We start from the raw sequence: 24769 nt of genomic DNA, 5'->3' as shown, positions 1-24769 counted from the left end.
TAGCAGGAGAAATAGCATGTCATTTTCACAAGCGGTGAGCGGCCTGGGCGCTGCCTCCAGCAACCTCGACGTTATTGGTAACAACATCGCCAACTCGGCGACGGCCGGCTTTAAATCCAGCACCATCGCGTTTGCCGATATGTTCGCCGGTTCGAACGTTGGTATGGGTACCAAAGTCGCAGCGGTGATTCAGAACTTTAACGACGGCACCACCACTTCCACCAGCCGTGGGCTGGACGTGGCGCTGAGCGGCAACGGTTTCTTCCGTCTGACCGACGCCAGCGGCGGCGTGTTCTATTCGCGCAACGGCCAGTTCACGCTGGACGAAAACCGTAACCTGGTGAACACCCAGGGCCTGACCGTAACCGGCTATCCGGCTAACGGCACTCCGCCAACCATTCAGGCCGGTGCCAACCCGGTCGCGCTGAGCATTCCGACCACCCAGATGTCGGCGCGCGCCACCACTACCGCCACCATGGTATCCAACCTGAACTCAACCGATGCGGTGCCAACCGGCGGTGCGTTCACGGCGACCAACGTGGATACTTACAACGCTAAAAGCACCGTGACCGTGTACGACTCGCAGGGTAACGACCACGCGCTGGATCTGTACTACGTCAAAACGGCCGACAACAACTGGACGGTGCACGCGATTGATTCCACCACCGGTCAGGCTGCTGGTAACTTCAACATGGTATTCGATACCAGCGGTAACCTGACCTCGGCCAGCACCGTGGCGCTGACCATTCAGGGTGCCAACGGTGCTGCGGCCAACCAGGCCGTCAGCCTCAGCGTGCTCGGCAGCCTGCAGCAGAACACCGGCAAAACCAACTTCGGTAACCCAACCCAGGATGGCTATGCACCGGGCGATCTGACCAGCTACACCATCAACGACGACGGCACCATCACCGGGACTTACTCCAACCAGAAAACCCAGCTGCTGGGTCAGATTGTGCTGGCGAGTTTCTCTAACCCGGAAGGGCTGAAGTCCGAGGGTGATAACGTCTGGTCGGCAACCAACTCTTCGGGCCAGGCGGCAGTCGGTCTGGCAGGCACCGGTACCTACGGCAACCTGACCTCCGGCGCGCTGGAAGCGTCCAACGTCGACCTGAGTAAAGAGCTGGTGAATATGATCGTTGCCCAGCGTAACTATCAGGCCAACAGCCAGACCATCAAAACGCAGGACCAGATTCTTAACACCCTGGTCAACCTTCGTTAATACGCTAACGGGATTGCTTTATGGATCACGCAATATATACCGCGATGGGCGCGGCCAGTCAGACGATGGAGCAACAGTCTGTCACCGCCAGCAACCTCGCCAACGCCTCGACGCCGGGCTTTCGCGCTCAGCTCAATGCGCTGCGCGCGGTGCCGGTCAACGGCTGGTCGCTGCCAACACGTACGCTGGTGGCCGCTTCGACGCCGGGTGCCGATATGTCGCAGGGCTCGCTCGATTATACCGAGCGTCCGCTCGATGTGGCGGTGCAGCAGGATGGCTGGCTGGCGGTGCGTACCGCTGACGGCAGCGAAGCTTATACCCGCAACGGTAACATGCAGATTAGCCCGACCGGCCAGCTGACCATTCAGGGCAATCCCGTGATGGGCGATGGCGGTCCGATTGCCGTGCCGCAGGGCGCGCAACTGACCATTGCCGCCGACGGCTCCATCACCGCGCTTAACGCCGGTGACGCGCCGAACGCCACGGTGCAGCTCGGACGGCTGAAGCTGGTACGTGCCACAGGCCAGGAACTGACGCGCGGTGATGACGGCATGTTCCGTCCCAACGCCGCCACTCAGGCACAGCGCGGCGCGGCGCTGCCGAATGACGCGACCGTGCAGGTGATGCCGGGCGTGCTGGAGGGCAGCAACGTGAAGCCCGTGGAAACCATGGTCGACATGATCGCCAACGCCCGACGTTTCGAGATGCAGATGAAAGTGATCTCCAACGTCGATGAAAACGAACAGCGGGCTAATCAGCTGCTCAATATGAGCAGCTAAGGCTTAAGGAAAACACAATGATTCGTTCTTTATGGATCGCGAAAACCGGTCTTGACGCACAGCAGACCAACATGGACGTCATCGCCAACAACCTGGCGAACGTCAGCACCAACGGCTTTAAGCGTTCACGCGCGGTGTTCGAAGACCTGATGTACCAGACCCTGCGTCAGCCGGGTGCGCAGTCGTCAGAACAGACCACGCTGCCGTCGGGCCTGCAGATCGGTACCGGTGTGCGTCCGGTGACCACCGAACGTCTGCACAACCAGGGCAACCTGTCGCAGACCAGCAACTCAAAAGATGTGGCGATCAACGGTCAGGGCTATTTCCAGGTGCAGATGCCGGACGGCACCTCTGCGTATACCCGCGACGGCTCGTTCCAGGTGGACCAGAACGGCCAGCTGGTGACCAACGCCGGTTTTCCGGTGCAGCCAGGCATCACTATTCCGGCGAATGCCACCAGCATCACCATTGCGCGTGACGGCGTAGTGACGGTGACACAGCAGGGGCAGACGCAGCCGGCGCAGGTTGGCCAGCTGACGCTCAGCACCTTCATGAACGATGCCGGACTGGATAGCGTCGGGGAAAACCTCTATCAGGAAACCCAGGCCTCAGGTGCGCCGACCGAAAGCACGCCGGGCCAGAACGGGGCCGGTCTGCTGTATCAGGGTTACGTGGAAACCTCCAACGTCAACGTGGCGGAAGAGCTGGTGACCATGATCCAGACGCAGCGCGCTTATGAGATCAACAGCAAAGCGATCAGCACCTCCGATCAGATGCTGCAGAAGTTAACCCAGCTGTAATGCCGGGATCGTTGGGCCAGCGCGTCTGGCCCGATTAAGAACATGAAAAAGGTCAGAACTCCGTGGCGAAGCAAGTGATTCTCAAGCCTGGGCATTGGTTAGTAGCCACGCTGCTACTGACCCTTAACGGTTGTGCGCTGGTGCCGCGCACGCCACTGGTACAGGGTGCGACGACGGCTGAGCCGACGCCATCCGCACCGCCGGTGGTGAACGGTTCCATTTTTCAGGGCGTGGCGCCGCTCAACTACGGCTATCAGCCGCTGTTTGAGGATCGTCGTCCACGTAACATTGGTGACACCCTGACCATTACGCTGCAGGAAAACGTCAGCGCCAGCAAAAGCTCTTCAGCCAATGCCAGCCGCGACGGCAGTAACAGCTTTGGCCTGAGCGCCATCCCAACCGGCCTGGCCGGACTGGTGGGCGCCGGCGGCGAAAAAGCCGCGCTCGATGCCAACGGCAAAAACGATTTCGCTGGCAAAGGTGGCGCAACCGCCAACAATACCTTTACCGGCACCATCACCGTCACCGTTAACCAGGTGCTGTCGAACGGCAACCTGCGCGTGGTCGGCGAGAAACAGATTGAAATCAACCAGGGCACCGAATTTATTCGCTTCTCTGGCGTAGTGAACCCGCGCACCATCAGCGCCAGCAACGCGGTGCTGTCAACGCAGGTCGCCGATGCACGTATTGAGTACGTCGGTAACGGTTATATCAATGAGGCGCAGACCATGGGTTGGTTCCAGCGCTTCTTCCTGAACGTCTCGCCGATGTAAGAGGTCATGATGAAAAACACTACACTGCTGCGTTTGGGCCTGGGCCTGTTGCTCGGCATCAGCAGCCTGATGGCGCAGGCCGACCGCATCCGCGATCTCACCAGCGTGCAGGGCGTACGCGATAACCAGCTGATTGGTTACGGTCTGGTGGTTGGCCTTGACGGCACCGGTGACCAGACCACCCAGACGCCGTTCACCACGCAAACGGTGAGTAACATGCTGTCGCAGCTGGGCATCACCGTGCCTGCCGGCACCAACATGCAGCTGAAAAACGTGGCGGCGGTGATGGTCACCGCCAAACTGCCGTCGTTTGCCCGTCAGGGACAGACGGTTGACGTGGTGGTGTCCTCTCTGGGTAACGCCAAAAGCTTGCGCGGCGGTACGCTGCTGATGACGCCGCTGAAGGGCGTCGATAACCAGGTTTACGCGCTGGCGCAGGGTAACATTCTGGTCGGCGGGGCGGGAGCCTCGGCCGGCGGCAGCAGCGTGCAGGTTAACCAGCTCAACGGCGGCCGCATTACCGGTGGCGCCACCGTGGAACGTGAGCTGCAGAGCAACTTCGGCAGCCAGAACACCATCAACCTGCAGCTTAACAACGAAGATTTCACTATGGCGCAGCGCATCGCCGATGCCATCAACAGCCGTGGCGTAGGGTCAGCGCTGCCGCTGGACGCCCGTACCGTGCAAATTCGCGTGTCGCCAAACAACAGCTCGCAGGTACGTCTGCTGGCGGAGATCCAGAACATCGACGTGTCGGTACCGCTGGAAGACGCCAAAGTGATCATTAACTCGCGCACCGGTTCAGTGGTGATGAATCGCGAAGTGACGCTCAACACCTGTGCGGTGGCGCAGGGCAACCTGTCGGTCACGGTTAATCAGCAGCAGAACGTCAGCCAGCCGGATACGCCGTTTGCCGGTGGTCAGACGGTTGCCACCACGCAAACGCAGATCGATCTGCGTCAGAGCGGTGGCGCGCTGCAGCGGGTTAACGCCAGTGCCAACCTGAACAACGTAGTGCGGGCGCTGAATGCGCTGGGTGCGACACCGATTGAGCTGATGTCGATTCTGCAATCGATGGAGAGCGCGGGCTGCCTGCGCGCGAAGCTGGAAATTATCTGATGACCGATACGCAATCGCTGATGAACGCGGCGTATGACAGCCGCTCGCTGAACGAACTGAAACGCCAGGCTGCCGTGGATCCGAAAGGCAAAGCGCTGCAGGTGGCGAAGCAGGTCGAAGGGATGTTCGTGCAGATGATGCTGAAGAGCATGCGTGAAGCGCTGCCGCAGGATGGCATGCTGAGCAACGATCAGACGCGGCTTTACACCTCGCTTTACGATCAGCAGATTGCACAGGAAATCGGCAAGCGCGGACTGGGTCTGGCCGACACCATTGTCAAACAGATGCAGCCGGCGCAGGCACCGGACGAAAGCGCCGGTACCGTGCCGATGAAACTGGATAACAGCTTCATCTATAGCAGCATGGCGCCCACGCAGCTGGAGCAGATGGTGCGCAAAGCGGTGCCGCGTCTGCCGGTCTCGCCGGCCAGCCTGCCGGGTGACAGCAATGAGTTTATCGCCCAGCTGGCGCAGCCGGCGAAAGTGGCCAGCCAGCAGAGCGGCATTCCTCACCATCTGATTCTGGCGCAGGCGGCACTGGAGTCCGGCTGGGGCCAGCGGCAGATCCTGACGCGCGACGGCAAGCCGAGCTACAACGTGTTCGGGATCAAAGCCAGCGGCGACTGGAAGGGCGAAACCACCGACATCATGACCACGGAATACGAGGGCGGTGAAGCGAAGAAAGTGCGCGCCACCTTCCGCGTTTATGGCTCCTATTTCGAAGCGCTCAGCGACTACGTCCGGTTGATTTCCAGTAATCCACGTTATGCGGCGGTGGCGAACGCACCGAGCGCCGAGCAGGGTGCGCGCGCGCTGCAGGCGGCCGGCTACGCGACTGACCCGAAATATGCGCAGAAACTGGTAGGAATGATCCAGCAATTCAAAAACATGGGCGAAAAAGTGGTTAAGGCTTACAGCCAGGATTTCACCGACCTGTTCTGATTTTTCTGCTCAAGTTTCGCTTAAGCACGCCGATAACCTTCACATGCCGCGGGCGTTGTGGCCCGCGCAATCGCACTGATGACTGCCAGCCCGGTTAACGGGAAAAAGGAACCGAGATGTCCAGCATAATTAACTCCGCGATGAGCGGGCTGAGCGCCGCACAGGCCGCATTAAGCACCACCAGTAACAACATCAGTAATTACACCGTGGCCGGTTATTCGCGCCAGACGATTTTGCTGTCGCAGGCCAACAGTACGCTGCAGGGCAGCAACTATTATGGCAACGGCGTCAACGTGACCGGCGTGCAGCGTGAATACGATGAGTTTATTACCGCCCAGTTGCGCGGTAACAGCGCCAACTACAGCGCGGTCAATTCACAGTACAACCAGATTTCGAATATTGATGATCTGCTGTCGACGTCGACCACCAGCCTGTCTGACTCGATTCAGAGCTTTTTCACTAACGTGCAGAACGTGGTGAGTAACGCGGACGATCCTTCTGCGCGTCAGTCTATGCTGAGCTATGCGCAGGGACTGGTAAACCAGTTCCAGACTACCGCACAGTATCTGACCAGCATGCAAAACAGCGTCAATACGGACATCAAAGCCAGCGTCGAGCAGATCAACACCTACTCCAGCCAGATTGCCGATCTCAACACGCAGATCGCCAAGCTGACCACCGGCGGCGGCTCTGCGCCTAACGACCTGCTCGATCAGCGCGATCAGCTGGTCAATAACCTGAATGGCCTGGTCGGCGTAAACGTTTCGCAGCAGGACGGTAACTACATCGTCTCGATGGGCAACACCACGCTGGTCAACGGCAGCAAAACCACCTCGCTGATCGCCATGCCTTCCAGCAGCGATGCGTCGCGCATTACCGTGGGCTATGTCGATAAGCAGGCCGGTAACGTTGAGATCCCGGAAAAAACGCTGACCACCGGTTCGCTCGGGGGCCTGCTGGCGTTCCGTACCCAGGATCTGGATAACGCGCAGAACCAGCTCGGGCAGCTGGCAGCGGCATTCACCACCAGCTTCAACCAGGTGCACAGCCAGGGCTATGACAGCAAAGGCAACACCGGCATCAACTTCTTCAATATTGGTAGCCCGACAGTGGTGACCAACAGCAAAAACACCTCAGCCGCCACCGTCAGTGCCAGCTGGACCGACACCGGGGCGATGAAAGCCTCTAACTACAGCGTCAGCTATGACGGCAGCAACTGGTCGGTGACGCGTCTTTCCGACAACGTGAAAGTGACGCCGACCATGGGCAGCGACGGTGCCGGCAATACCACCATGAGCTTTGACGGACTGTCATTAACGGTAAATGGAACGGCTAACGCCAAAGACAGCTTCCTGGTCAAACCGGTGCAGGATGTGATTAGCGGCATGTCAGTGGCTATCACCAGTGAATCGCAGATCGCGGCAGCTTCGGCTGCGGGTGGCGCCAGCGATAACCGTAACGCGCAAAAGCTGCTGGACCTGCAGGATGCCAAACTGATTAACGGTAACGCCACGCTGGCGCAGGGTTATGCCAGCCTGGTGAGCACCGTCGGCAACAAAACCAAAAACCTCGAAACCGCCGCTACCACCCAGAAGGGCGTGGTGACGCAGCTGACCGAACGTCAGCAGTCGGTTTCTGGCGTAAACCTCGACGAAGAGTACGCCAACCTGAGCAAATATCAGCAATTTTACATGGCGAACGCGCAGGTACTGCAAACCGCCAATACCATTTTCGATGCTCTGATGAGCATTCGCGGTTAATACGGGAGGCCTGACCGATGAGACTCAGTACCAATATGATTTTCGACCAGCAGGTGCGCGGCGTCACTGACGCGCAATCCTCCTGGCTGAAAGCGGGTGAACAACTGTCAACCGGTCGCCGCGTGACCAATCCGTCTGACGATCCGATCGCCGCTTCGCGCGCTGTGGTGCTGTCGCAGACGCAGGCGCGCGACAGCCAGTTTGCGCTGGCGCGTTCGTTCGCAAATCAGGGACTGTCGCTGGAAGAGAGCACGCTGAGTGATGTCACGACGGCGATTCAGTCGGCGCAATCCACGCTGATCAGCGCCGGTAACGGCTCGCTGAGTGACGATGACCGTGCGTCTTATGCTACCCAGCTGGAGGGCATTCGCTCGCAGCTGCTCAACCTGGCCAACAGCAAAGACGGGAACGGCCGCTACCTGTTTGCCGGCTATGAGTCCGACAAGCCGCCGTTCACCGAAGATGCCAGCGGTAAAATCATCTATAGCGGTGGCAGCGACGCGATCACCCAGAAAGTCGACAGCGAACGCACCATGACGGTGGGCCATACCGGTAATTCAATTTTTGACCAGCTGACCAGCAACGCCAAGCCGGAGCCGGATGGCAGCGCCAGCCAGACTAACCTGTTCGATATGCTGGATGACGCCATTGCGGCGCTGAAAGTGCCGCAGAATGACGCTGACGATGCCACTAAACAGACCTTCAGCGCGGCGATGGACAAGGCCAACCGTGGCTTCAGCAACTCGCTGAACAACGTGCTGGCGGTGCGTTCTGAGATTGGTACCCAGCTGGACGAACTGGATACGCTGGATGCAAAAGGTGACGACCGCAAGGTGACGCTGAAAGATCAGATGAGCACGCTGGTGAACGTCGATTACACCGAAGCCATTTCTACCTACACCATGCAGCAGCAGCTGCTGCAGGCGTCGTACACCACCTTTAGCGATATGTCGAAGATGTCGCTGTTCCAGATGAATAAATAAACCTGACTGTTTGAGCGTACTTAAACCGGGTACGCTTAGTTTTTCCCACTGCCTGCGAGGGCCGTGGGATTTTTTTTGGCTTTTATTCAGAGTGTTCAGTCAGGTGGGAGGGGAGAATGCGGGCAATAAAAAACCCCGGACCAGCCGGGGTTTGGATACGGTAATGTTCTACAGCAGAGACTTACGCGCTTTCCGGACGGGTAGCCGGTGCGGTAGCCTGATGCGTGGCACTGTGACCACCGGCTGAACCGCGTCCTTCGAAGTTGAAGGCCGGACGGACCCAGTCACTGTGGCGCACGGGCTCAGGTTCCCATGCCGGTGCCGGTGCTTTGGTCATCGGCGCCGTAGCGTGATGCTTAAAGCGGGTCTCAGCATGGCTGACCCCGGTATCACGGGCGGCAACCGGTGCGTGCGGTTCGGTGACCGGCGCGACTGGTGCTTCGGCCGCTACCGGCGCGGACAGCACTTCTTCTACCTGCGCTTCAACCGCGGGTGACACCTCGATCGGAGCCTGTTCCGCTGCGCTAACCGCTTCGGTAACCACTTCGGTAACCACTGGCTGCGTCTCATCGGCAGGCGTAACAGCCGGTTGCGCTTCTGCTGCGGTTTCCTGTGCAACTGCTTCATCGGCTGCGGAAATCACTGCTGGCTGGTGATCAACCGGTGCCGCCACTGGCGTCAGGTCATCAGTATTCACCACCGGCACCTCAGTGTGCGCCTGCGGTTCAGCCTGATGCACCACTTCTGGCGCTGGCGTTTCTGGCTGTGCCACGGCAGCGGCTTCGACAGCTACAGGCAGTTCTTCCGCCGGGGCGGCATCCTGATAGCCATAGTCTGGCATTTCGTTCAGCGCCTGGTTAGAGGTGAAGTGCTCATGAGTCTGTGTGACCGGATAGGTGATCCACACTTTGCCTGACGCCATCTCTGGTGAGGCAGCTGCTGTTTCCAGCGGCATCGCAGACTGCGTAGGGTAGCGCTCGTCACGATAGCGACGACGACGCTGACCGCTGACGCGCAGATGACGCGGTGAGCGACGTGAACGGCGCGGCATGTTGGCCCCGTCACGGTTCTCGCTGTCATCCTGCTCATCCTGAGCGGTTTCGGCTTGCTCTTTCAGCTGGGCGCGCTGGCTGTTTTCCTGCACCGCTTCAGTAACGGCGGCGGCAGGCAGCTCAGCAGGGATCGCCTCAGCGTTGTCACCTACGCGCACGCGCTGACTGAGCTGGCGCTGTTTGCGACGCGGCATAACCTGAACGCGTTCGTCTTCCTGCGCAACGCTGTCATCAACGCTATCAACAACAGGCACCTGCTCAGCAACCTGCGGTTCCTGCTGCGCACGCTTTTCTTCCTGACGACGACGCTGGCGCTCAGCACGCTGTTCGCGACGCTGTTGCTGCTGCTCATCACGCTGCTGCAGTTGCTCTTCAGTCAGCGCCGGACGTTCGCCGCGCGCGTCATTCTGACGCTTGTTACGGCGGTTATCCTGATCGCGTGGCTCGCGGGCTTCACGAGGCTCACGGGGTTCACGTGGCTCGCGCGCTTCACGTGGCTCACGACCTTCACGGCTCTGTGCATGCTCACTGTTACGCGGTGTGCGCTCGCGGCGATTGTTGTTGTTGCGGCGATTGTTACGACGCTCACCACGCTGCTGGGTGCTGTCACCTTCCGCGGTTTTCGCTTCGGTCTTCTCTTCAGCAGGGGCTGCGGCGGGAGCATCACCAGCAAACAGTTTTTTCAGGCCACCAAGCAGGCGCGCAACAAAACCGGTGCTGACGGTCGCGGGTGCTGCGACCGCCGGTTTGGCTTTGACGTCAACCGCTGCCGGCTGGCTCTCTTCGCTCACTTCAACCGGAGCCGGTGGTGCATCCGGCATCACGAAGGCGGCCAGTGCAGGCTGCTCCGGACGACGACGCTCAGCGTGCTCTTCTTCCGAAGGCAGCGCCATCTCAGCTTCATGCAGTTTCGGCAGGTGATAGGAGAGGGTTTGCGTCTCTTCACCTTTGCGCACGCGCAGCACCGAGTAGTGCGGCGTTTCCATCTGATCGTTTGGCACGATGATGGCACGCACGCCGCCCTGACGTTTCTCAATCGCACTGACCGCTTCACGTTTTTCGTTCAGCAGGTAAGAGGCCACCTGAACCGGCACAATGGCGTGCACTTCTTTGGTGTTGTCTTTCAGCGCTTCTTCTTCAATCAGACGCAGGATCGACAGCGACAGCGATTCGTTATCACGAATGGTGCCGGTACCGCTACAGCGCGGGCAGACGTGATGGCTGGACTCACCCAGTGACGGGCTGAGGCGCTGACGCGACATCTCCAGCAGACCAAAGCGTGAAATGTGGCTGATCTGGATACGCGCCCGATCCTGACGTACCGCTTCACGCAGACGGTTTTCCACGGCGCGCTGATGGCGCACCGGCGTCATATCGATGAAGTCGATAACAATCAGACCACCGAGGTCGCGCAGACGTAGCTGACGGGCAATCTCGTCGGCGGCTTCCAGGTTGGTGTTGAAGGCGGTCTCTTCGATATCACCACCGCGTGTAGCGCGGGCGGAGTTGATATCGATGGCGGTCAGCGCTTCGGTGCTGTCGATAACGATAGAACCGCCGGACGGCAGACGCACTTCGCGCTGGAACGCCGATTCAATCTGCGATTCGATCTGGTAGTGGCTGAACAGCGGAATTTCACCGGTGTACAGTTTGATTTTGCTGCTGAAGTCCGGACGACCGAGCGCGGCGATGTGCTGACGCGCCAGCTCCAGCACTTTCGGGTTATCGATAAGGATTTCACCGATATCCTGACGCAGGTAGTCGCGGAAGGCGCGCACAATCACGTTACTTTCCTGATGAATCAGGAACGGTGCCGGGCGGCTGTCTGCGGCTTTTTTGATGGCTTCCCAGTGCTTCAGACGGAAGCTGAGGTCCCACTGCAGCGATTCGGCAGATTTGCCGACGCCAGCGGTACGCACGATCAGGCCCATGCCGTCCGGCAGCTCCAGCGCTGACAGCGCCTCTTTCAGCTCGGTACGGTCATCACCTTCGATACGGCGGGAAATGCCGCCAGCGCGCGGGTTGTTGGGCATCAGCACCAGATAGCTACCGGCCAGCGAAATAAAGGTGGTCAGTGCTGCCCCTTTATTACCGCGCTCCTCTTTATCGATTTGTACGATCACTTCCTGGCCTTCACGCAGCACATCTTTGATGTTCGGACGGCCATGCGCGTTGTAATTAGCAGGGAAGTATTCGCGGGAAATTTCTTTCAGAGGGAGGAAACCGTGACGCTCGGCACCGTAATCAACAAACGCAGCTTCGAGGCTGGGTTCAATACGGGTGATTTTACCTTTGTAGATGTTGGCTTTTTTCTGCTCGTGTCCGGGGCTTTCGATATCCAGATCGTACAGACGTTGTCCGTCAACAAGGGCAACGCGCAACTCCTCCTGCTGAGTTGCGTTGATTAACATTCTTTTCATCGTGACTTACTCGTTATTCTCACATGAGTGATAAAGCTGCGGGCATCGTTACCCTGGACGAGAATCAACCGATGGCCCCGTGTCTGCATGCACTGACGTCAACCTCACGGTTGTCGGCGGCTAAAGGGGCGCAAATCTTGTCGGTGGCCTGTTTTTCATAAGGAAAACCAGCGCCTGAAGGTGGAAGTGCTACAGAGTATTCAAAAATCCACACATCCCAGTCTGTCGTCCAGGCCGCAACCCGCAGCCCGCTAAGTGCCTGATTAAACATCACGTCTTACGCCATTGCTGCGTGTCCGTTTCATCCGGCAAAATACCTTAATTTCGCTCTTTTTCCTGCCTGACTCTTTCCAGGACAGAAACCTCTGCATTATTCCATTGCTTAGCAACTTATAGCAAGGCGACTTTTACCGAGCTGTGAAGTTTGTTCATCCTTAACCTGTTCATTTGCAGGAGTAATCATCGCATCGTTGAAAAAGCCAGCATTCTGGCCGCGTAACGCGGCGATAAAGTCAGAGTTAAGCACAGAAAAAGGGGTGGCGCTATCCGGGGACACTATTTAGAATCGCCGCCATGAAAACAGAGAATCCCGGCGTACAGTTTGTCGCCATCACGGCTGAAAATGCCGGTCAACGCATTGATAACTTTTTGCGCACCCAGCTGAAAGGAGTGCCGAAAAGCATGATTTACCGCATTCTGCGTAAAGGCGAGGTGCGGGTGAATAAGAAGCGCGTAAAACCTGAATATAAGCTGGAAGACGGCGACGAAGTGCGCGTGCCGCCGGTGCGCGTGGCCGAGCGTGAAGAGCAGGCAGTGTCGCCCAAACTGGATAAAGTGGCGGCGCTGGAGTCGTGCATTCTGTATGAAGACGATTATCTGCTGGTGCTGAACAAACCGTCCGGCACCGCGGTGCACGGCGGCAGCGGGCTGAGCTTCGGCGTGATTGAAGGGCTGCGCGCGCTGCGCCCGGAGGCGCGTTTCCTTGAACTGGTGCACCGTCTCGATCGTGACACGTCCGGCATTTTGCTGGTGGCGAAGAAGCGCTCGGCGCTGCGTTCACTGCACGAGCAGCTGCGTGAGAAGGGCATGCAGAAGGATTATCTGGCGCTGGTGCGCGGCGACTGGCCATCGCACCTGAAAGTGGTGCAGGCGCCGCTGCTGAAAAACATTCTGCAAAGCGGCGAGCGCGTGGTGCGGGTCAGCGCCGAGGGCAAGCCGTCAGAAACGCGCTTCAAAGTTGAAGAACGTTTTGGCCTGGCGACATTAGTTAAAGCCAGTCCGGTGACCGGACGTACGCATCAGATTCGCGTGCATACCCTGCATGGCGGGCACCCGATTGCCTTTGACGATCGCTATGGCGATCGCGAATTCGATCGCCAGCTGGCACCAACCGGTCTGGCGCGGCTGTTCCTGCATGCTGCCGCACTGACGTTTACCCATCCCAACACCGGCGAAAGCCTGCGTATGGAAGCGCCGCTGGATAAGGCACTGAAGCACTGCCTGTCCCAGCTGCGCCAGCAGAAAAAAGCCTGACAGCGTGGCATCAGCTCAGCGGGTTGATGCCCGCCTGCCTTAGCAGGCCATTCAGCGCGATCAGCGGTAAGCCAATCAGGCTATTGGGATCGCGCCCCTCCAGCCGTTCGAACAGACAAATCCCCAGTCCCTCACTTTTGAAACTGCCGGCGCACTGCAGCGGCTGCTCCAGCTCGACGTAGCGCGCAATCTCTGCCGCGCTCAGTTGCCGAAAATGCACGGTAAAGGGTTCACACAGCACATGCTGCTGCGCGCTGGCAGGGTGAATCAGTGCCAGACCGGTATAAAAGGTGATGGCTTTACCGCTCGCCAGCGCCAGCTGCTGGCAGGCGTTCTCTGCGGTATGCGGCTTGCCGGCGATGCGGCCGTCCAGTACACAGACCTGATCGGACCCAATGATCCAGTGCGCAGGATAGCGCGCGGCCAGCGCCTGCGCTTTGGCAATGGCCAGACGCTGCACCAGCTGCGGCGCGGCTTCTCCCGGCAGCGGCGTTTCATCGCTTTCAGGGGCGGCAGTGATAAACGGCAGGCCGAGCTTGCGCAGCAGCGCCTGACGGAACGGAGAGGTTGAGGCTAAAACCAGCGGTGTCATCATTTTTTTGCAGAAGTGATAGCGTAAAGATGACAGGCATTTTAAACTATGCGCCGCACTGGATGCGACTAACGGGTGAAAGATGCTGTAAACCGGCCTTTTTCTTTGACTCTATGACGTTACAAAGTTAATATGCGCGCCCTATGCAAAAGGTAAAATTACCCCTGACGCTCGATCCGGTCCGCGCCGCGCAAAAACGCCTGGATTATCACGGTGTTTACGCACCTGAATTGGTGGCGCGCCTGGCCGAAACGGTCGTGAGTGTGGACAGTGATGTGGAATGTGCCATGTCGTTTGCGGTTGACAACCAGCGCCTCGCGGTTCTGCAAGGAACAGCCGATGTGCAGGTAACGTTGTTATGTCAACGCTGCAACCAACCGTTCCCGCATGCTGTGCACGTAAGCTATTGCTTCAGTCCTGTCTCTTCTGATGAGCAGGCCGAGGCACTGCCGGAAGCCTACGAGCCGGTCGATGTCAACGATTTCGGTGAAATCGACCTGCTGGCGGTGATCGAAGATGAACTCATCCTCGCGCTGCCGGTCGTTCCGGTGCATGATTCTGAACACTGTGAAGTGTCCGACGCGGACATGGTCTTTGGCCAGCTGCCTGAAGAGGCGGAAAAACCAAACCCATTTGCCGTATTAGCCAGTTTAAAGCGTAAGTAATAGGAGTAAGGTCCATGGCCGTACAACAGAATAAACCAACCCGTTCTAAGCGTGGTATGCGTCGTTCGCACGATGCGCTGACCACTACCACTCTGTCAGTAGATAAAGTTTCTGGTGAAACTCATCTGCGTCACCATATCACTGCGGATGGTTACTACCGCGGTCGCAAGGTTATCACCAAGTAATTCTTTGCGGTTACGCAAGGCGATACCTTGACACGTTTGACCCTGGCAGTTGATGCCATGGGCGGGGACTTCGGTCCCTGCGTGACAGTGCCTGCAGCCTTGCAGGCACTGGCCTCTCATTCGCAGCTGGTTCTTCTTCTGGTCGGCGATCCCGACATCATCTCGTCATTTCTTGCCAAAGCGGATTCCTCGTTACTGGGGCGTGTGCAGGTAATCCCTGCCGAATCGGTTATTGCAAGTGATGCCAAACCCTCGCAGGCGATTCGTAACAGCCGCGGCAGCTCCATGCGCGTGGCGTTAGAGCTGGTGAAAGAGGGGAAAGCGCAGGCGTGCGTCAGTGCCGGCAATACCGGTGCGCTGATGGGCCTGGCAAAATTATTACTGAAGCCGCTGGATGGCATTGAGCGTCCGGCGTTGATGACCGTGCTGCCGCATCAGCAGCACGGCAAGACGGTGGTGCTGGATCTGGGCGCTAACGTCGATTCCGACAGTGAAATGCTGGTGCAGTTTGCCGTGATGGGTGCGGTGATGGCGGAAGAAGTGCTGGAAATCAGCCAGCCGCGCGTCGCGCTGCTCAACATCGGTCAGGAAGAGACGAAGGGGCTGGAGACGATTCGCGCCGCATCGGCGGTGCTGCGGGCCTCGCCGCAGATCAACTATATTGGTTACCTTGAGGGGAACGATCTCCTCACCGGCAAGACGGATGTGCTGGTCTGTGATGGCTTCGTGGGTAATGTCACGTTGAAGACCATGGAAGGCGTGGTAAGAATGTTTCTTTCTCTGCTCAAATCGTCAGGTGAAGGAAAAAAACGGGCCTGGTGGCTGAAATGGCTGGGACGCTGGATCCAAAAGCGTCTGGCTAAACTTTTCGGTCATCTCAACCCCGACCAGTACAATGGCGCTTGTCTGTTAGGATTGCGCGGGACAGTGATCAAGAGCCACGGCGCGGCGAATCAACGCGCGTTTGCCGTGGCGATAGAACAGGCAGAGCAGGCGGTGCGCAAGCAAGTTCCCGAGAGAATTGCCGCGCGCCTTGACGCTGTATTAGCCAGGAGTGACAAAGCGTAGATGTTTACCAAAATTATCGGTACGGGCAGCTATTTGCCTGAGCAGGTTCGCAGCAATGCGGACCTGGAAAAAATGGTGGAGACTTCGGACGAGTGGATTGTCACCCGGACCGGTATTCGTGAACGTCGCATTGCGGCACCGGATGAAACGGTGGCCAGCATGGGCTTCACCGCTGCCCAGCGTGCGCTGGAAATGGCGGGCGTAGCTGCCAGCGACGTTGGCCTGATCATCGTGGCAACCACCTCTTCCAGCCATGCCTTCCCGAGCTCAGCGTGCATGATCCAGCAGATGCTGGAAATCAACGACTGCGCCGCCTTCGATCTCGCCGCCGCCTGTGCCGGCTTTACCTATGCGCTGAGCGTGGCCGATCAATACATCAAAAACGGTGCGGTGAAGCACGCGCTGGTGATCGGCGCGGATGTGCTGGCTCGCACCCTCGATCCTGACGATCGCGGCACCATCATCCTGTTTGGTGATGGCGCGGGTGCCGTGGTGCTCGGCGCAAGCGAAGAAGCGGGCATCCTCTCCACGCATCTGCATGCCGATGGCCGCTACGGTAAGCTGCTGACGCTGCCGTACCAGGATCGCGCGCATCAGGATGAGCCGGCTTACCTCACCATGGCCGGCAACGAAGTGTTTAAGGTCGCGGTCACTGAGCTGGCGCATATCGTCGATGAAACGCTACAGGCGAATAATCTCGATCGTGAACAGCTTGACTGGCTGGTGCCGCATCAGGCCAACCTGCGCATCATCAGCGCCACCGCCAAAAAGCTCGGCATGGGCATGGATAAAGTGGTGGTGACGCTGGATCGACACGGCAACACCTCGGCAGCGTCGGTGCCAAGCGCGCTGGACGAAGCGGTACGTGATGGCCGCATCAAGCCCGGACACCTGATTTTGCTCGAGGCCTTTGGTGGCGGTTTCACCTGGGGCTCGGCGCTGGTTCGCTTTTGATTGACAGGAACGCAAGATGACGCAAATTGCTTTTGTTTTCCCGGGACAGGGATCGCAGACCGTCGGCATGCTGGCCGATCTGGCAGCGGAAAATCCACAGGTTGAAGCCACTTTCCGTGAAGCTTCTGACGCGCTGGGTTACGACTTATGGCAGCTGGTCCAGCAGGGTCCGGCTGAAGAGCTGAATAAAACCTGGCAGACCCAGCCGGCGCTGCTGGCAGCCTCGGTCGCGATTTATCGCGTCTGGCAGAGCAAAAATGGCGCACAACCCGCGCTGATGGCCGGACACAGCCTCGGTGAATACTCTGCGCTGGTGTGTGCGGGCGTGCTGAATTTTGCTGACGCCATTAAGCTGGTTGAACTGCGCGGCAAACTGATGCAGGAAGCGGTGCCGGAAGGTACGGGCGCCATGCAGGCGATTATCGGTCTCGACGACGCGGCAATTCGCAAAGCTTGTGAAGAGAGCGCGCAGGGCCAGGTGGTTTCGCCGGTCAACTTCAACTCGCCGGGTCAGGTGGTTATCGCCGGCAATAAAGAAGCGGTTGAACGTGCCGGTGCCGCCTGTAAGGCGGCCGGTGCCAAACGCGCGCTGCCGCTGCCGGTCAGCGTGCCGTCACACTGCGCGCTGATGAAACCTGCGGCGGATAAGCTGGCGGTGGCGCTGGAAAGCGTGACCTTTAATGCGCCGTCGGTACCGGTGGTCAATAACGTTGACGTTAAGTGCGAAAGCGACGCCGCGGCGATTCGCAGCGCACTGGTGCGTCAGCTGTACAGCCCGGTGCGCTGGACTGAGGCGGTTGAGTTTATTGCTGCACAGGGCGTGACTGAACTGCTGGAAATCGGTCCGGGTAAAGTGCTGACCGGCCTGACCAAACGAATTGTGGACAGCCTGACGGCTGCAGCGGTGAACGATCCGTCGTCACTGGCTGCGGCGCTTGGCCAGGAATAAGAGGAAAATCATGAGCTTTGAAGGTAAAGTAGCGCTGGTGACCGGCGCCAGCCGCGGTATCGGACGTGCCATCGCGGAAACGCTGGCGGCACGCGGTGCAAAAGTGGTGGGTACTGCCACCAGCGAAAGCGGCGCGGAAGCCATCAGTGCTTACCTCGGCGACAAGGGCAAAGGTCTGCTGCTGAACGTGACCGATGCGGCCTCTATTGAGAGCGTGCTCGAGAAAGTTCGCGCCGAATTTGGCGAAGTTGACATTTTGGTCAATAATGCAGGCATTACGCGTGACAATCTGCTGATGCGCATGAAAGACGATGAGTGGGCGGATATCCTCGATACCAACCTGACATCGGTGTTCCGCCTGTCGAAGGCGGTCATGCGTGCCATGATGAAAAAGCGCGTGGGCCGTATCATTACCATCGGTTCGGTAGTTGGAACCATGGGTAACGCGGGTCAGGCAAACTATGCGGCAGCAAAAGCAGGTTTGATTGGCTTTAGCAAATCACTGGCGCGAGAAGTTGCGTCACGTGGCATTACCGTAAACGTCGTGGCTCCGGGCTTTATTGAGACGGACATGACGCGTGCACTGAACGAAGATCAGCGCTCGGGCATTCTGGCAGAAGTGCCGGCAGGTCGTTTAGGCGACCCGCAGGAGATTGCCAATGCTGTTGCATTCTTAGCCTCTGACGAAGCCGCCTACATCACGGGTGAGACGCTGCACGTCAATGGCGGCATGTACATGGTCTGATAATCACGAAATCATTTGCATTATCTGCGGTAAACACCGCAGAATAACGCAAAATCGTGGTTCGACCAGCCGGGATTTTGTTGCATCTTTTTCAACATTTTATACACTACGAAAACCATCGCGAAAGCGAGTTTTGATAGGAAATTAAATAGTATGAGCGATATCGAACAACGCGTTAAGAAAATCGTAGCTGAGCAGCTGGGCGTTAAAGAAGACGAAGTGGTTAACGGCGCTTCTTTCGTTGAAGACCTGGGTGCAGATTCTCTTGACACCGTTGAGCTGGTAATGGCTCTGGAAGAAGAGTTTGATACTGAAATTCCAGACGAAGAAGCTGAGAAAATCACTACCGTTCAGGCAGCGATCGACTATATCAATAACCATAAAGGTTAATGAATATCTTCAGGCGGTCATTCGACCGCCTGAGTTTTATGTTTGCCCCACATAGCGTCATTATTTCCCTCCCTGGAGGACGAACGTGTCTAAGCGTCGTGTAGTTGTGACCGGTCTTGGCATGTTGTCTCCTGTCGGCAATACCGTAGAGTCTACCTGGCGTGCTCTCCTTGCCGGTCAGAGCGGCATTAACCTGATCGACCATTTTGATACCAGTGCCTACGCAACGCGTTTTGCGGGTCTGGTCAAAGATTTTAATTGCGATGAATACATCTCGCGCAAAGATCAACGCAAGATGGATGACTTCATCCAGTACGGCGTTGTGGCCGGTATTCAGGCTATGGCGGACTCCGGTCTGGTCGTAACTGATGAGAATGCCGGACGTATCGGTGCGGCTATCGGTTCCGGCATCGGCGGTCTGGGTTTGATCGAAGATAACCATACTTCGCTGGTCAATGGCGGTCCGCGCAAAATCAGTCCATTCTTCGTGCCTTCAACCATCGTTAACATGGTCGCTGGCCACCTGACCATCATGTACGGCCTGAAAGGTCCGAGCATCTCGATTGCGACCGCCTGTACTTCCGGCGTGCACAATATTGGTCATGCGGCGCGCATCATCGCGTATAACGACGCAGATGTGATGCTGGCCGGCGGTGCTGAGAAAGCCAGTACGCCACTGGGCGTAGGCGGTTTCGGCGCGGCGCGTGCGCTCTCTACCCGTAACGATAATCCGCAGGCGGCGAGCCGTCCGTGGGATAAAGATCGTGACGGTTTCGTGCTGGGCGACGGTGCCGGTATCGTGGTGCTGGAAGAGTACGAACACGCGAAAAAACGCGGTGCGAAGATTTATGCGGAAATCGTTGGTTTCGGCATGAGCAGCGACGCTTACCACATGACATCACCACCGGAAGACGGTTCAGGTGCAGCCGCAGCGATGGTCAACGCGCTGCGTGACGCGCAGCTGGATCCGGCGCAGATTGGCTACGTTAACGCACACGGCACCTCAACGCCGGCCGGTGACAAAGCCGAAGCGCAGGCGGTGAAGTCGGTATTTGGTGCGTCAGCGCACAGCGTGATGGTCAGCTCGACCAAGTCGATGACCGGTCACCTGCTGGGTGCGGCAGGCGCGGTAGAAGCGATTTATTCGATTCTGGCGCTGCGCGACCAGGCGGTTCCGCCAACCATCAACCTCGACAATCCTGACGAAGGTTGCGATCTGGACTTTGTGCCGCATACGGCGCGCCAGGTCAGCGGACTGGAGTACACGCTGTGTAACTCCTTTGGATTCGGCGGCACCAACGGCTCGCTGATCTTCCGCAAGGTATAAGCGCTATCCAGCCGAACAGAGGCCCGCAATGCGGGCCTTTTTTATATTTTGTCACGCAGTGGCGTGGAATGTTACGCGCCACAGTGCTATTCAACGCTGACGCCAGCGGCAGAGGAGAAGCGCATGTGGATTAACGGAGTGGCACAGGACACCCTTTCTGCCCGCGACCGCGCGGTGCAGTTTGGTGACGGCTGTTTCACCACCGCGGCAGTCAGAGAGGGCCATATCCAGCTGCTGGAGGCGCATCTGCAGCGTCTGCAGGACGGCTGCCAGCGTTTGCTGATGGCCGCGCCGGACCGCGCCTTACTGGCGGAAGAGATGCGCCGCGCGGCGGCGGGCCAGCGCGAAGCAGTGCTCAAAGTGATCCTGACGCCGGGGGCGGGCGGACGCGGCTACAGTCGCGCCGGCTGCACACAACCCACGCGTATCATCGCGCTCGCCCCCTGGCCACAGCACTACGCCACGCTGCAGCAGCAGGGCGCGCGGCTGGTGACCAGCCCGGTGCGGCTGGCGCAGAACCCGCTGCTGGCCGGCATCAAACATCTCAACCGGCTGGAGCAGGTGCTGATTCGCCAGCAGCTGGACACGTGCGACGCTGACGAAGCGCTGGTGCTTGACACCGCCGGGACGGTAGTGGAATGCTGTGCGGCCAATTTATTCTGGCGCAGCGGTGAGGTCATTTTCACGCCGCGCCTCGCGCAGGCGGGCGTTGATGGCATCATGCGTCGTTATCTGCTGGCGCAGCTGGCCCAGGCCGGTCACGACTGCCAGCAGGTGGAGGCCAGCCGAACGGCGGTGTTAAGCGCCGATGAAGTGGTAATCTGTAACGCGCTGATGCCAGTATTACCCGTGCGGCAAATAGACGACGTCACCTTTGCCGCACGTACGCTGTACCAGCAACTGCTCGCCAGTTGCCAGACGATGGAAGCATCATGACCCGAATGAAAAAAATAGTTGCCGGCGCCGTAGTCATCGCTGGCCTGGCTGCCGCATTTAGCTACTGGCAGATTAAACGCTTTGCCGCGACGCCATTAACCATTCACCAGGAAACCCTGTATACCCTGCCGGCCGGCAGCGGTCGCGTGGTGCTGGAAGCGCAGCTGGAGAGCCAGCACATCATTCTGCAAAGCATCTGGTTTGGCCCGTTGCTGAAGCTGGAGCCCGATCTGGCTAACTTCAAAGCCGGGACGTATCGCCTTGAGACCGACATGACGGTGCGCCAGCTACTGCAGTTGCTGGCCAGCGGCAAAGAGGCGCAATTTCCGCTGCGCTTTGTCGAGGGTTCCCGGCTGAAAGAGTGGCTGGCTGAGCTGCGTAAAGCGCCATACCTTAAACACACGCTGCCGGATGATGAATTTGCCAGCGTTGCGGCCGCGCTTAAGCTTGATGTCAGCCAGCTGGAAGGCGGTTTCTATCCGGATACCTATCTGTATACTGCCAACACCAGCGATGTGGCACTGCTGGAGCGGGCGCACACGCGCATGAACAAGCTGGTGGATGAGATCTGGCAGGGGCGGATGGCCAGTCTGCCGTATAAAACGCCGCAGCAGATGGTCACCATGGCGTCGATTATCGAAAAAGAGACCGGCGTCAGCGAAGAGCGCGCGCGCGTTGCCTCGGTATTCATCAATCGCCTGCGCACCGGTATGAAACTGCAGACCGATCCCACGGTGATCTACGGAATGGGCGACAGCTATACCGGTACGCTGACGCGCAAGGATCTTGAGACCCCGACCGCGTACAATACCTATACCATCAGCGGCCTGCCGCCGGGACCGATTGCCATGCCGGGGCGCGCCTCGCTGGAAGCGGCGGCCCATCCGGAGAAGACCAATTACCTCTATTTCGTCGCGGATGGCAAAGGCGGTCACACCTTTACCACCAATCTGGCCAGTCATAATAAAGCCGTGCAGGTTTACCGGCTGGCGATGAAGGAAAAAAATGAAAAGTAAGTTTATCGTCATCGAAGGGCTGGAAGGCGCCGGCAAAACCACCGCGCGTGAGGCGGTGGTCGCGGCCCTGCATGAGCAGGGTATTGAAGACGTGGTCTTTACCCGTGAGCCGGGCGGCACGCCTTTGGCCGAACAGCTGCGCGTGCTGGTAAAACAGGGCATTGATGGCGAACAGGTGAGTGATAAAGCCGAGCTGCTGATGCTGTATGCGGCGCGGGTGCAGCTGGTAGAAAACGTCATCAAACCGGCGCTGGCACGCGGTGCCTGGGTGGTGGGCGACCGTCACGATCTTTCGTCGCAGGCGTATCAGGGCGGTGGCCGCGGGCTCGACACTCAGCTGATGACCACGCTGCGCGATGCGGTGCTGGGCGATTTTCGTCCCGACCTGACGCTCTATCTCGACGTCACGCCAGAGATTGGCCTGCAGCGTGCCCGGGCGCGCGGCGAACTGGATCGCATTGAGCAGGAGTCGCTGAACTTTTTTACCCGCACACGCGAACGCTATCAGGCGCTGGCCGCTGCCGATCCGACCATCAAAACCATCGATGCGACACAGCCGATTGATAATGTGACAGCGTCACTTAAAGCCGTGCTGCGTCAGTGGCTGGCGGGTCAGGCGGCATGAACTGGTATCCGTGGCTGAACCAGCCATACCGACAGATCATTGCTCGCCATCAGAGTGGACAGGCACATCATGCGCTGCTGATTCAGGCCATTGAGGGCATGGGCGACGATGCGCTGGTGTGGGGCGTCAGCCGCTGGCTGATGTGTCAGCAGCCGCAGGGACTGAAAAGCTGCGGTCAGTGTCACGGCTGCCAGCTGATGCAGGCACACACCCATCCGGACTGGTATCGGCTGGAAGCAGAAAAGGGGAAAGCCTCGCTCGGCATTGACGCGGTTCGCGACGTCAGTGAGAAGCTGTACCATTTTGCCCAGCAGGGCGGCGCGAAAATTGTCTGGCTGCCGGATGCGGCGCAACTGACCGAAGCCGCCGCCAACGCGCTCCTGAAAACGCTGGAAGAGCCGCCCGCTAACTGCTGGTTTTTCCTCAGCGTGCGCGAGCCGTCGCGACTGCTGGCCACGCTGCGCAGCCGCTGTATGACGTGGCATCTGTCGCCGCCGGAAGAGACGCACAGCCTGCAATGGCTGCAGAAACAGCAGCCGCAGCCGGAAGCGATATTGCGCGCGGCGCTGCGTCTGAGCAACGGTGCACCGGCTGCGGCGCTGGCCTTGTTACAGCCGGACCGCTGGCAGGCACGGCAAACGCTGTGCGACAGCCTGAACAGCGCACTGAGCGGCGATATTCTGCAGCTGTTGCCGGCGCTCAACAGCGACGATGTGGCGGTTCGCCTCGGCTGGCTGCTTTCGCTGCTGGTGGATGCGATGAAAGTGCAGCAGGGCGCCAGCAACTGGCTGAGTAATGGCGATCGCCCGGACGTGGTGACGCAGCTGGCGCAGCAGTTCAGCAGCAGCGCGCTGAATGCCAGCGTGCAGCAGTGGCTGCAGTGTCGCGAGCAGCTGCTACACGTGGCGGCGCTTAATCGTGAACTGATTCTGACCGACTGTCTGCTTGCCTGGGGACGTTTGCTGTCTCCCGCGACGGTCGGCTAAGGGTAAAAGAGAGATCTATGTTTATTGTTGATTCGCACTGCCATCTTGATGGCCTTGATTATGAAACCCAGCACCGCGATCTGGATGACGTGATTGCCAAAGCGGCGGCGCGGGATGTGAAATTCATGCTGGCGATTGCCACCACGCTGCCGGATTACTACAAAATCAAACAGCTGGTCGGCGATCGCGACAACATCGCGCTGGCCTGCGGCGTGCATCCGCTCAATCAGGAAACGCCGTATGACGTGGAAGAGTTTCGCCGTCTGGCGGCGGAAGAGCAGGTGATTGCACTGGGCGAAACCGGGCTGGATTATTTTTACCAGCAGGAGACCAAAGCGCAGCAGCAGGCCTCGTTCCGTGAGCACATCCGCACCGGCATTGCGCTGAATAAGCCGATTATTGTGCACACCCGCGATGCGCGCGAAGACACGCTGGCCATTCTGCGTGAAGAGCAGGTAGAGCGGTGCGGCGGCGTGCTGCACTGTTTCACGGAAGACAAAGAGACGGCGGCGCAGCTGCTGGATCTTGGGTTCTACATCTCCTTCTCCGGCATTGTGACCTTCCGCAACGCTGAACAGATCCGCGAAGCAGCGCGCTATGTACCGCTGGAGCGCATTCTGGTTGAAACCGATTCACCCTATCTGGCCCCGGTACCGCATCGCGGCAAAGAAAACCAGCCTGCCTTCACCCGCGACGTGGCTGAGTATATGGCCGTGGTGAAGGGCGTCGATCTTGAGACCCTTGCGGCCGCCACCACGGAAAACTTCTCCCGCCTGTTTAAGGTGCCGATGAGCCGACTCGGCGGCTAACGCGCTTTATTTCAAACTCTGTAATTAATCTGAAATCACTCATCTGCGCTGCGTGTTTCGCGGCGCAGGCAGTGATTTATTGCTGTTTATAGCAGCAAGTCAGTAAGAAATGACTGAAATTTCAGCGCTGTGTTTGGTGAAAC

General features: G+C 58.6%; 24 protein-coding genes. 22 read left to right on the top strand and 2 right to left on the bottom strand.

Going from position 1 to position 24769, the window contains the following annotated elements:
- Window positions 1–16 precede the first annotated feature (16 nt).
- The 8 genes from flgE to flgL all read left to right on the top strand — a co-directional run bounded on the left by flgE (window position 17) and on the right by flgL (window position 8374).
- Window positions 17–1219: a flagellar hook protein FlgE gene (gene flgE / locus FT726_RS04250; RefSeq protein ID WP_021506420.1), complete on the top strand. Its 1203-nt coding sequence runs from the start codon at window positions 17–19 to the stop codon at window positions 1217–1219.
- Between the two features lie 20 nt (window positions 1220–1239).
- On the top strand, window positions 1240–1998 hold the full coding sequence (locus tag FT726_RS04245) for a flagellar basal body rod protein FlgF (protein ID WP_021506419.1): 759 nt from the start codon (window positions 1240–1242) through the stop codon (window positions 1996–1998).
- Window positions 1999–2015: 17 nt separating this feature from the next.
- Complete coding sequence (flgG, locus tag FT726_RS04240) at window positions 2016–2798, top strand: flagellar basal-body rod protein FlgG (RefSeq protein ID WP_021506418.1); 783 nt, start codon at window positions 2016–2018, stop codon at window positions 2796–2798.
- A gap of 62 nt (window positions 2799–2860) precedes the next feature.
- Window positions 2861–3571: a flagellar basal body L-ring protein FlgH gene (locus tag FT726_RS04235; protein WP_021506417.1), complete on the top strand. Its 711-nt coding sequence runs from the start codon at window positions 2861–2863 to the stop codon at window positions 3569–3571.
- A gap of 69 nt (window positions 3572–3640) precedes the next feature.
- Window positions 3641–4690, top strand: a complete 1050-nt coding sequence (locus tag FT726_RS04230; protein WP_230201060.1) for a flagellar basal body P-ring protein FlgI — start codon at window positions 3641–3643, stop codon at window positions 4688–4690.
- A complete protein-coding gene (gene flgJ, locus FT726_RS04225; RefSeq protein ID WP_021506415.1) occupies window positions 4690–5631 on the top strand; it encodes a flagellar assembly peptidoglycan hydrolase FlgJ in 942 nt (313 codons plus the stop codon). The genes FT726_RS04230 and flgJ overlap by 1 nt, the downstream gene beginning before the upstream one ends.
- Before the next feature lie 116 nt (window positions 5632–5747).
- On the top strand, window positions 5748–7391 hold the full coding sequence (flgK, locus tag FT726_RS04220) for a flagellar hook-associated protein FlgK (protein ID WP_021506414.1): 1644 nt from the start codon (window positions 5748–5750) through the stop codon (window positions 7389–7391).
- A 17-nt stretch (window positions 7392–7408) separates the two neighbouring features.
- Window positions 7409–8374 (top strand): flagellar hook-associated protein FlgL, encoded by a 966-nt coding sequence (flgL, locus tag FT726_RS04215; RefSeq protein ID WP_031279278.1) that lies wholly within the window; start codon window positions 7409–7411, stop codon window positions 8372–8374.
- Window positions 8375–8555: 181 nt separating this feature from the next.
- On the opposite strand, the gene rne is transcribed toward flgL, so the two are convergent.
- Complete coding sequence (gene rne / locus FT726_RS04210) at window positions 8556–11846, bottom strand: ribonuclease E (protein WP_346302422.1); 3291 nt, start codon at window positions 11844–11846, stop codon at window positions 8556–8558.
- Between the two features lie 573 nt (window positions 11847–12419).
- Here rne and rluC point away from each other — a divergent pair.
- The gene (gene rluC, locus FT726_RS04205; RefSeq protein WP_021506411.1) at window positions 12420–13379 is read left to right on the top strand and encodes a 23S rRNA pseudouridine(955/2504/2580) synthase RluC; all 960 of its coding nucleotides are present in this window, start codon (window positions 12420–12422) and stop codon (window positions 13377–13379) included.
- Window positions 13380–13389: 10 nt separating this feature from the next.
- On the opposite strand, the gene FT726_RS04200 is transcribed toward rluC, so the two are convergent.
- Window positions 13390–13971 carry a Maf-like protein gene (locus tag FT726_RS04200; protein WP_207899730.1) on the bottom strand — a complete coding sequence of 194 codons (582 nt, stop codon included), beginning with the start codon at window positions 13969–13971 and terminating at the stop codon, window positions 13390–13392.
- A gap of 143 nt (window positions 13972–14114) precedes the next feature.
- Between FT726_RS04200 and yceD the strand changes: the two genes are divergently transcribed.
- The 13 genes from yceD to FT726_RS04135 all read left to right on the top strand — a co-directional run bounded on the left by yceD (window position 14115) and on the right by FT726_RS04135 (window position 24626).
- Window positions 14115–14636, top strand: a complete 522-nt coding sequence (gene yceD / locus FT726_RS04195; protein WP_058759469.1) for a 23S rRNA accumulation protein YceD — start codon at window positions 14115–14117, stop codon at window positions 14634–14636.
- A 14-nt stretch (window positions 14637–14650) separates the two neighbouring features.
- Window positions 14651–14821, top strand: a complete 171-nt coding sequence (gene rpmF, locus FT726_RS04190) for a 50S ribosomal protein L32 (protein ID WP_016192161.1) — start codon at window positions 14651–14653, stop codon at window positions 14819–14821.
- 27 nt (window positions 14822–14848) lie between these two features.
- Complete coding sequence (gene plsX / locus FT726_RS04185) at window positions 14849–15889, top strand: phosphate acyltransferase PlsX (RefSeq protein WP_031279271.1); 1041 nt, start codon at window positions 14849–14851, stop codon at window positions 15887–15889.
- On the top strand, window positions 15890–16843 hold the full coding sequence (locus tag FT726_RS04180; protein WP_021506407.1) for a beta-ketoacyl-ACP synthase III: 954 nt from the start codon (window positions 15890–15892) through the stop codon (window positions 16841–16843).
- Window positions 16844–16859: 16 nt separating this feature from the next.
- On the top strand, window positions 16860–17792 hold the full coding sequence (gene fabD / locus FT726_RS04175; protein WP_058759472.1) for an ACP S-malonyltransferase: 933 nt from the start codon (window positions 16860–16862) through the stop codon (window positions 17790–17792).
- 10 nt (window positions 17793–17802) lie between these two features.
- The gene (fabG, locus tag FT726_RS04170; RefSeq protein WP_021506405.1) at window positions 17803–18537 is read left to right on the top strand and encodes a 3-oxoacyl-ACP reductase FabG; all 735 of its coding nucleotides are present in this window, start codon (window positions 17803–17805) and stop codon (window positions 18535–18537) included.
- A gap of 153 nt (window positions 18538–18690) precedes the next feature.
- The gene (gene acpP, locus FT726_RS04165; protein WP_010617251.1) at window positions 18691–18927 is read left to right on the top strand and encodes an acyl carrier protein; all 237 of its coding nucleotides are present in this window, start codon (window positions 18691–18693) and stop codon (window positions 18925–18927) included.
- Between the two features lie 85 nt (window positions 18928–19012).
- Complete coding sequence (gene fabF / locus FT726_RS04160) at window positions 19013–20254, top strand: beta-ketoacyl-ACP synthase II (RefSeq protein WP_058759473.1); 1242 nt, start codon at window positions 19013–19015, stop codon at window positions 20252–20254.
- Window positions 20255–20377: 123 nt separating this feature from the next.
- On the top strand, window positions 20378–21190 hold the full coding sequence (pabC, locus tag FT726_RS04155) for an aminodeoxychorismate lyase (protein WP_282996116.1): 813 nt from the start codon (window positions 20378–20380) through the stop codon (window positions 21188–21190).
- Window positions 21187–22206: an endolytic transglycosylase MltG gene (gene mltG, locus FT726_RS04150; protein WP_282996115.1), complete on the top strand. Its 1020-nt coding sequence runs from the start codon at window positions 21187–21189 to the stop codon at window positions 22204–22206. Before pabC ends, mltG begins: the two co-directional genes overlap by 4 nt.
- The gene (gene tmk / locus FT726_RS04145) at window positions 22196–22831 is read left to right on the top strand and encodes a dTMP kinase (RefSeq protein ID WP_282996114.1); all 636 of its coding nucleotides are present in this window, start codon (window positions 22196–22198) and stop codon (window positions 22829–22831) included. Before mltG ends, tmk begins: the two co-directional genes overlap by 11 nt.
- On the top strand, window positions 22828–23817 hold the full coding sequence (gene holB / locus FT726_RS04140) for a DNA polymerase III subunit delta' (protein ID WP_346302421.1): 990 nt from the start codon (window positions 22828–22830) through the stop codon (window positions 23815–23817). The genes tmk and holB overlap by 4 nt, the downstream gene beginning before the upstream one ends.
- 17 nt (window positions 23818–23834) lie before the next feature.
- Window positions 23835–24626, top strand: coding sequence for a metal-dependent hydrolase (locus FT726_RS04135; protein WP_059010432.1), 792 nt, complete (start codon window positions 23835–23837; stop codon window positions 24624–24626).
- Window positions 24627–24769: the final 143 nt, after the last annotated feature.

This window comes from Pantoea sp. Morm (assembly GCF_016643525.1).
In the GTDB taxonomy this organism is placed as follows: domain Bacteria; phylum Pseudomonadota; class Gammaproteobacteria; order Enterobacterales; family Enterobacteriaceae; genus Pantoea; species Pantoea dispersa.
Note: the sequence above shows the minus strand (reverse complement) of the source record. Positions and strands in the feature narration are given on the sequence as shown.

Coding starts and splice junctions, on each gene's coding strand:
- FT726_RS04135 (WP_059010432.1), top strand. CDS start 23,835: ATGTTTATTGTTGATTCGCACTGCCATCTTGATGGCCTTGATTATGAA.
- rluC (WP_021506411.1), top strand. CDS start 12,420: ATGAAAACAGAGAATCCCGGCGTACAGTTTGTCGCCATCACGGCTGAA.
- flgL (WP_031279278.1), top strand. CDS start 7,409: ATGAGACTCAGTACCAATATGATTTTCGACCAGCAGGTGCGCGGCGTC.
- FT726_RS04180 (WP_021506407.1), top strand. CDS start 15,890: ATGTTTACCAAAATTATCGGTACGGGCAGCTATTTGCCTGAGCAGGTT.
- FT726_RS04245 (WP_021506419.1), top strand. CDS start 1,240: ATGGATCACGCAATATATACCGCGATGGGCGCGGCCAGTCAGACGATG.
- tmk (WP_282996114.1), top strand. CDS start 22,196: ATGAAAAGTAAGTTTATCGTCATCGAAGGGCTGGAAGGCGCCGGCAAA.
- fabG (WP_021506405.1), top strand. CDS start 17,803: ATGAGCTTTGAAGGTAAAGTAGCGCTGGTGACCGGCGCCAGCCGCGGT.
- flgJ (WP_021506415.1), top strand. CDS start 4,690: ATGACCGATACGCAATCGCTGATGAACGCGGCGTATGACAGCCGCTCG.
- fabD (WP_058759472.1), top strand. CDS start 16,860: ATGACGCAAATTGCTTTTGTTTTCCCGGGACAGGGATCGCAGACCGTC.
- acpP (WP_010617251.1), top strand. CDS start 18,691: ATGAGCGATATCGAACAACGCGTTAAGAAAATCGTAGCTGAGCAGCTG.
- rne (WP_346302422.1), bottom strand. CDS start 11,846: ATGAAAAGAATGTTAATCAACGCAACTCAGCAGGAGGAGTTGCGCGTT.
- rpmF (WP_016192161.1), top strand. CDS start 14,651: ATGGCCGTACAACAGAATAAACCAACCCGTTCTAAGCGTGGTATGCGT.
- yceD (WP_058759469.1), top strand. CDS start 14,115: ATGCAAAAGGTAAAATTACCCCTGACGCTCGATCCGGTCCGCGCCGCG.
- flgK (WP_021506414.1), top strand. CDS start 5,748: ATGTCCAGCATAATTAACTCCGCGATGAGCGGGCTGAGCGCCGCACAG.
- flgG (WP_021506418.1), top strand. CDS start 2,016: ATGATTCGTTCTTTATGGATCGCGAAAACCGGTCTTGACGCACAGCAG.
- FT726_RS04200 (WP_207899730.1), bottom strand. CDS start 13,971: ATGACACCGCTGGTTTTAGCCTCAACCTCTCCGTTCCGTCAGGCGCTG.
- mltG (WP_282996115.1), top strand. CDS start 21,187: ATGACCCGAATGAAAAAAATAGTTGCCGGCGCCGTAGTCATCGCTGGC.
- pabC (WP_282996116.1), top strand. CDS start 20,378: ATGTGGATTAACGGAGTGGCACAGGACACCCTTTCTGCCCGCGACCGC.
- flgE (WP_021506420.1), top strand. CDS start 17: ATGTCATTTTCACAAGCGGTGAGCGGCCTGGGCGCTGCCTCCAGCAAC.
- FT726_RS04230 (WP_230201060.1), top strand. CDS start 3,641: ATGGCGCAGGCCGACCGCATCCGCGATCTCACCAGCGTGCAGGGCGTA.
- holB (WP_346302421.1), top strand. CDS start 22,828: ATGAACTGGTATCCGTGGCTGAACCAGCCATACCGACAGATCATTGCT.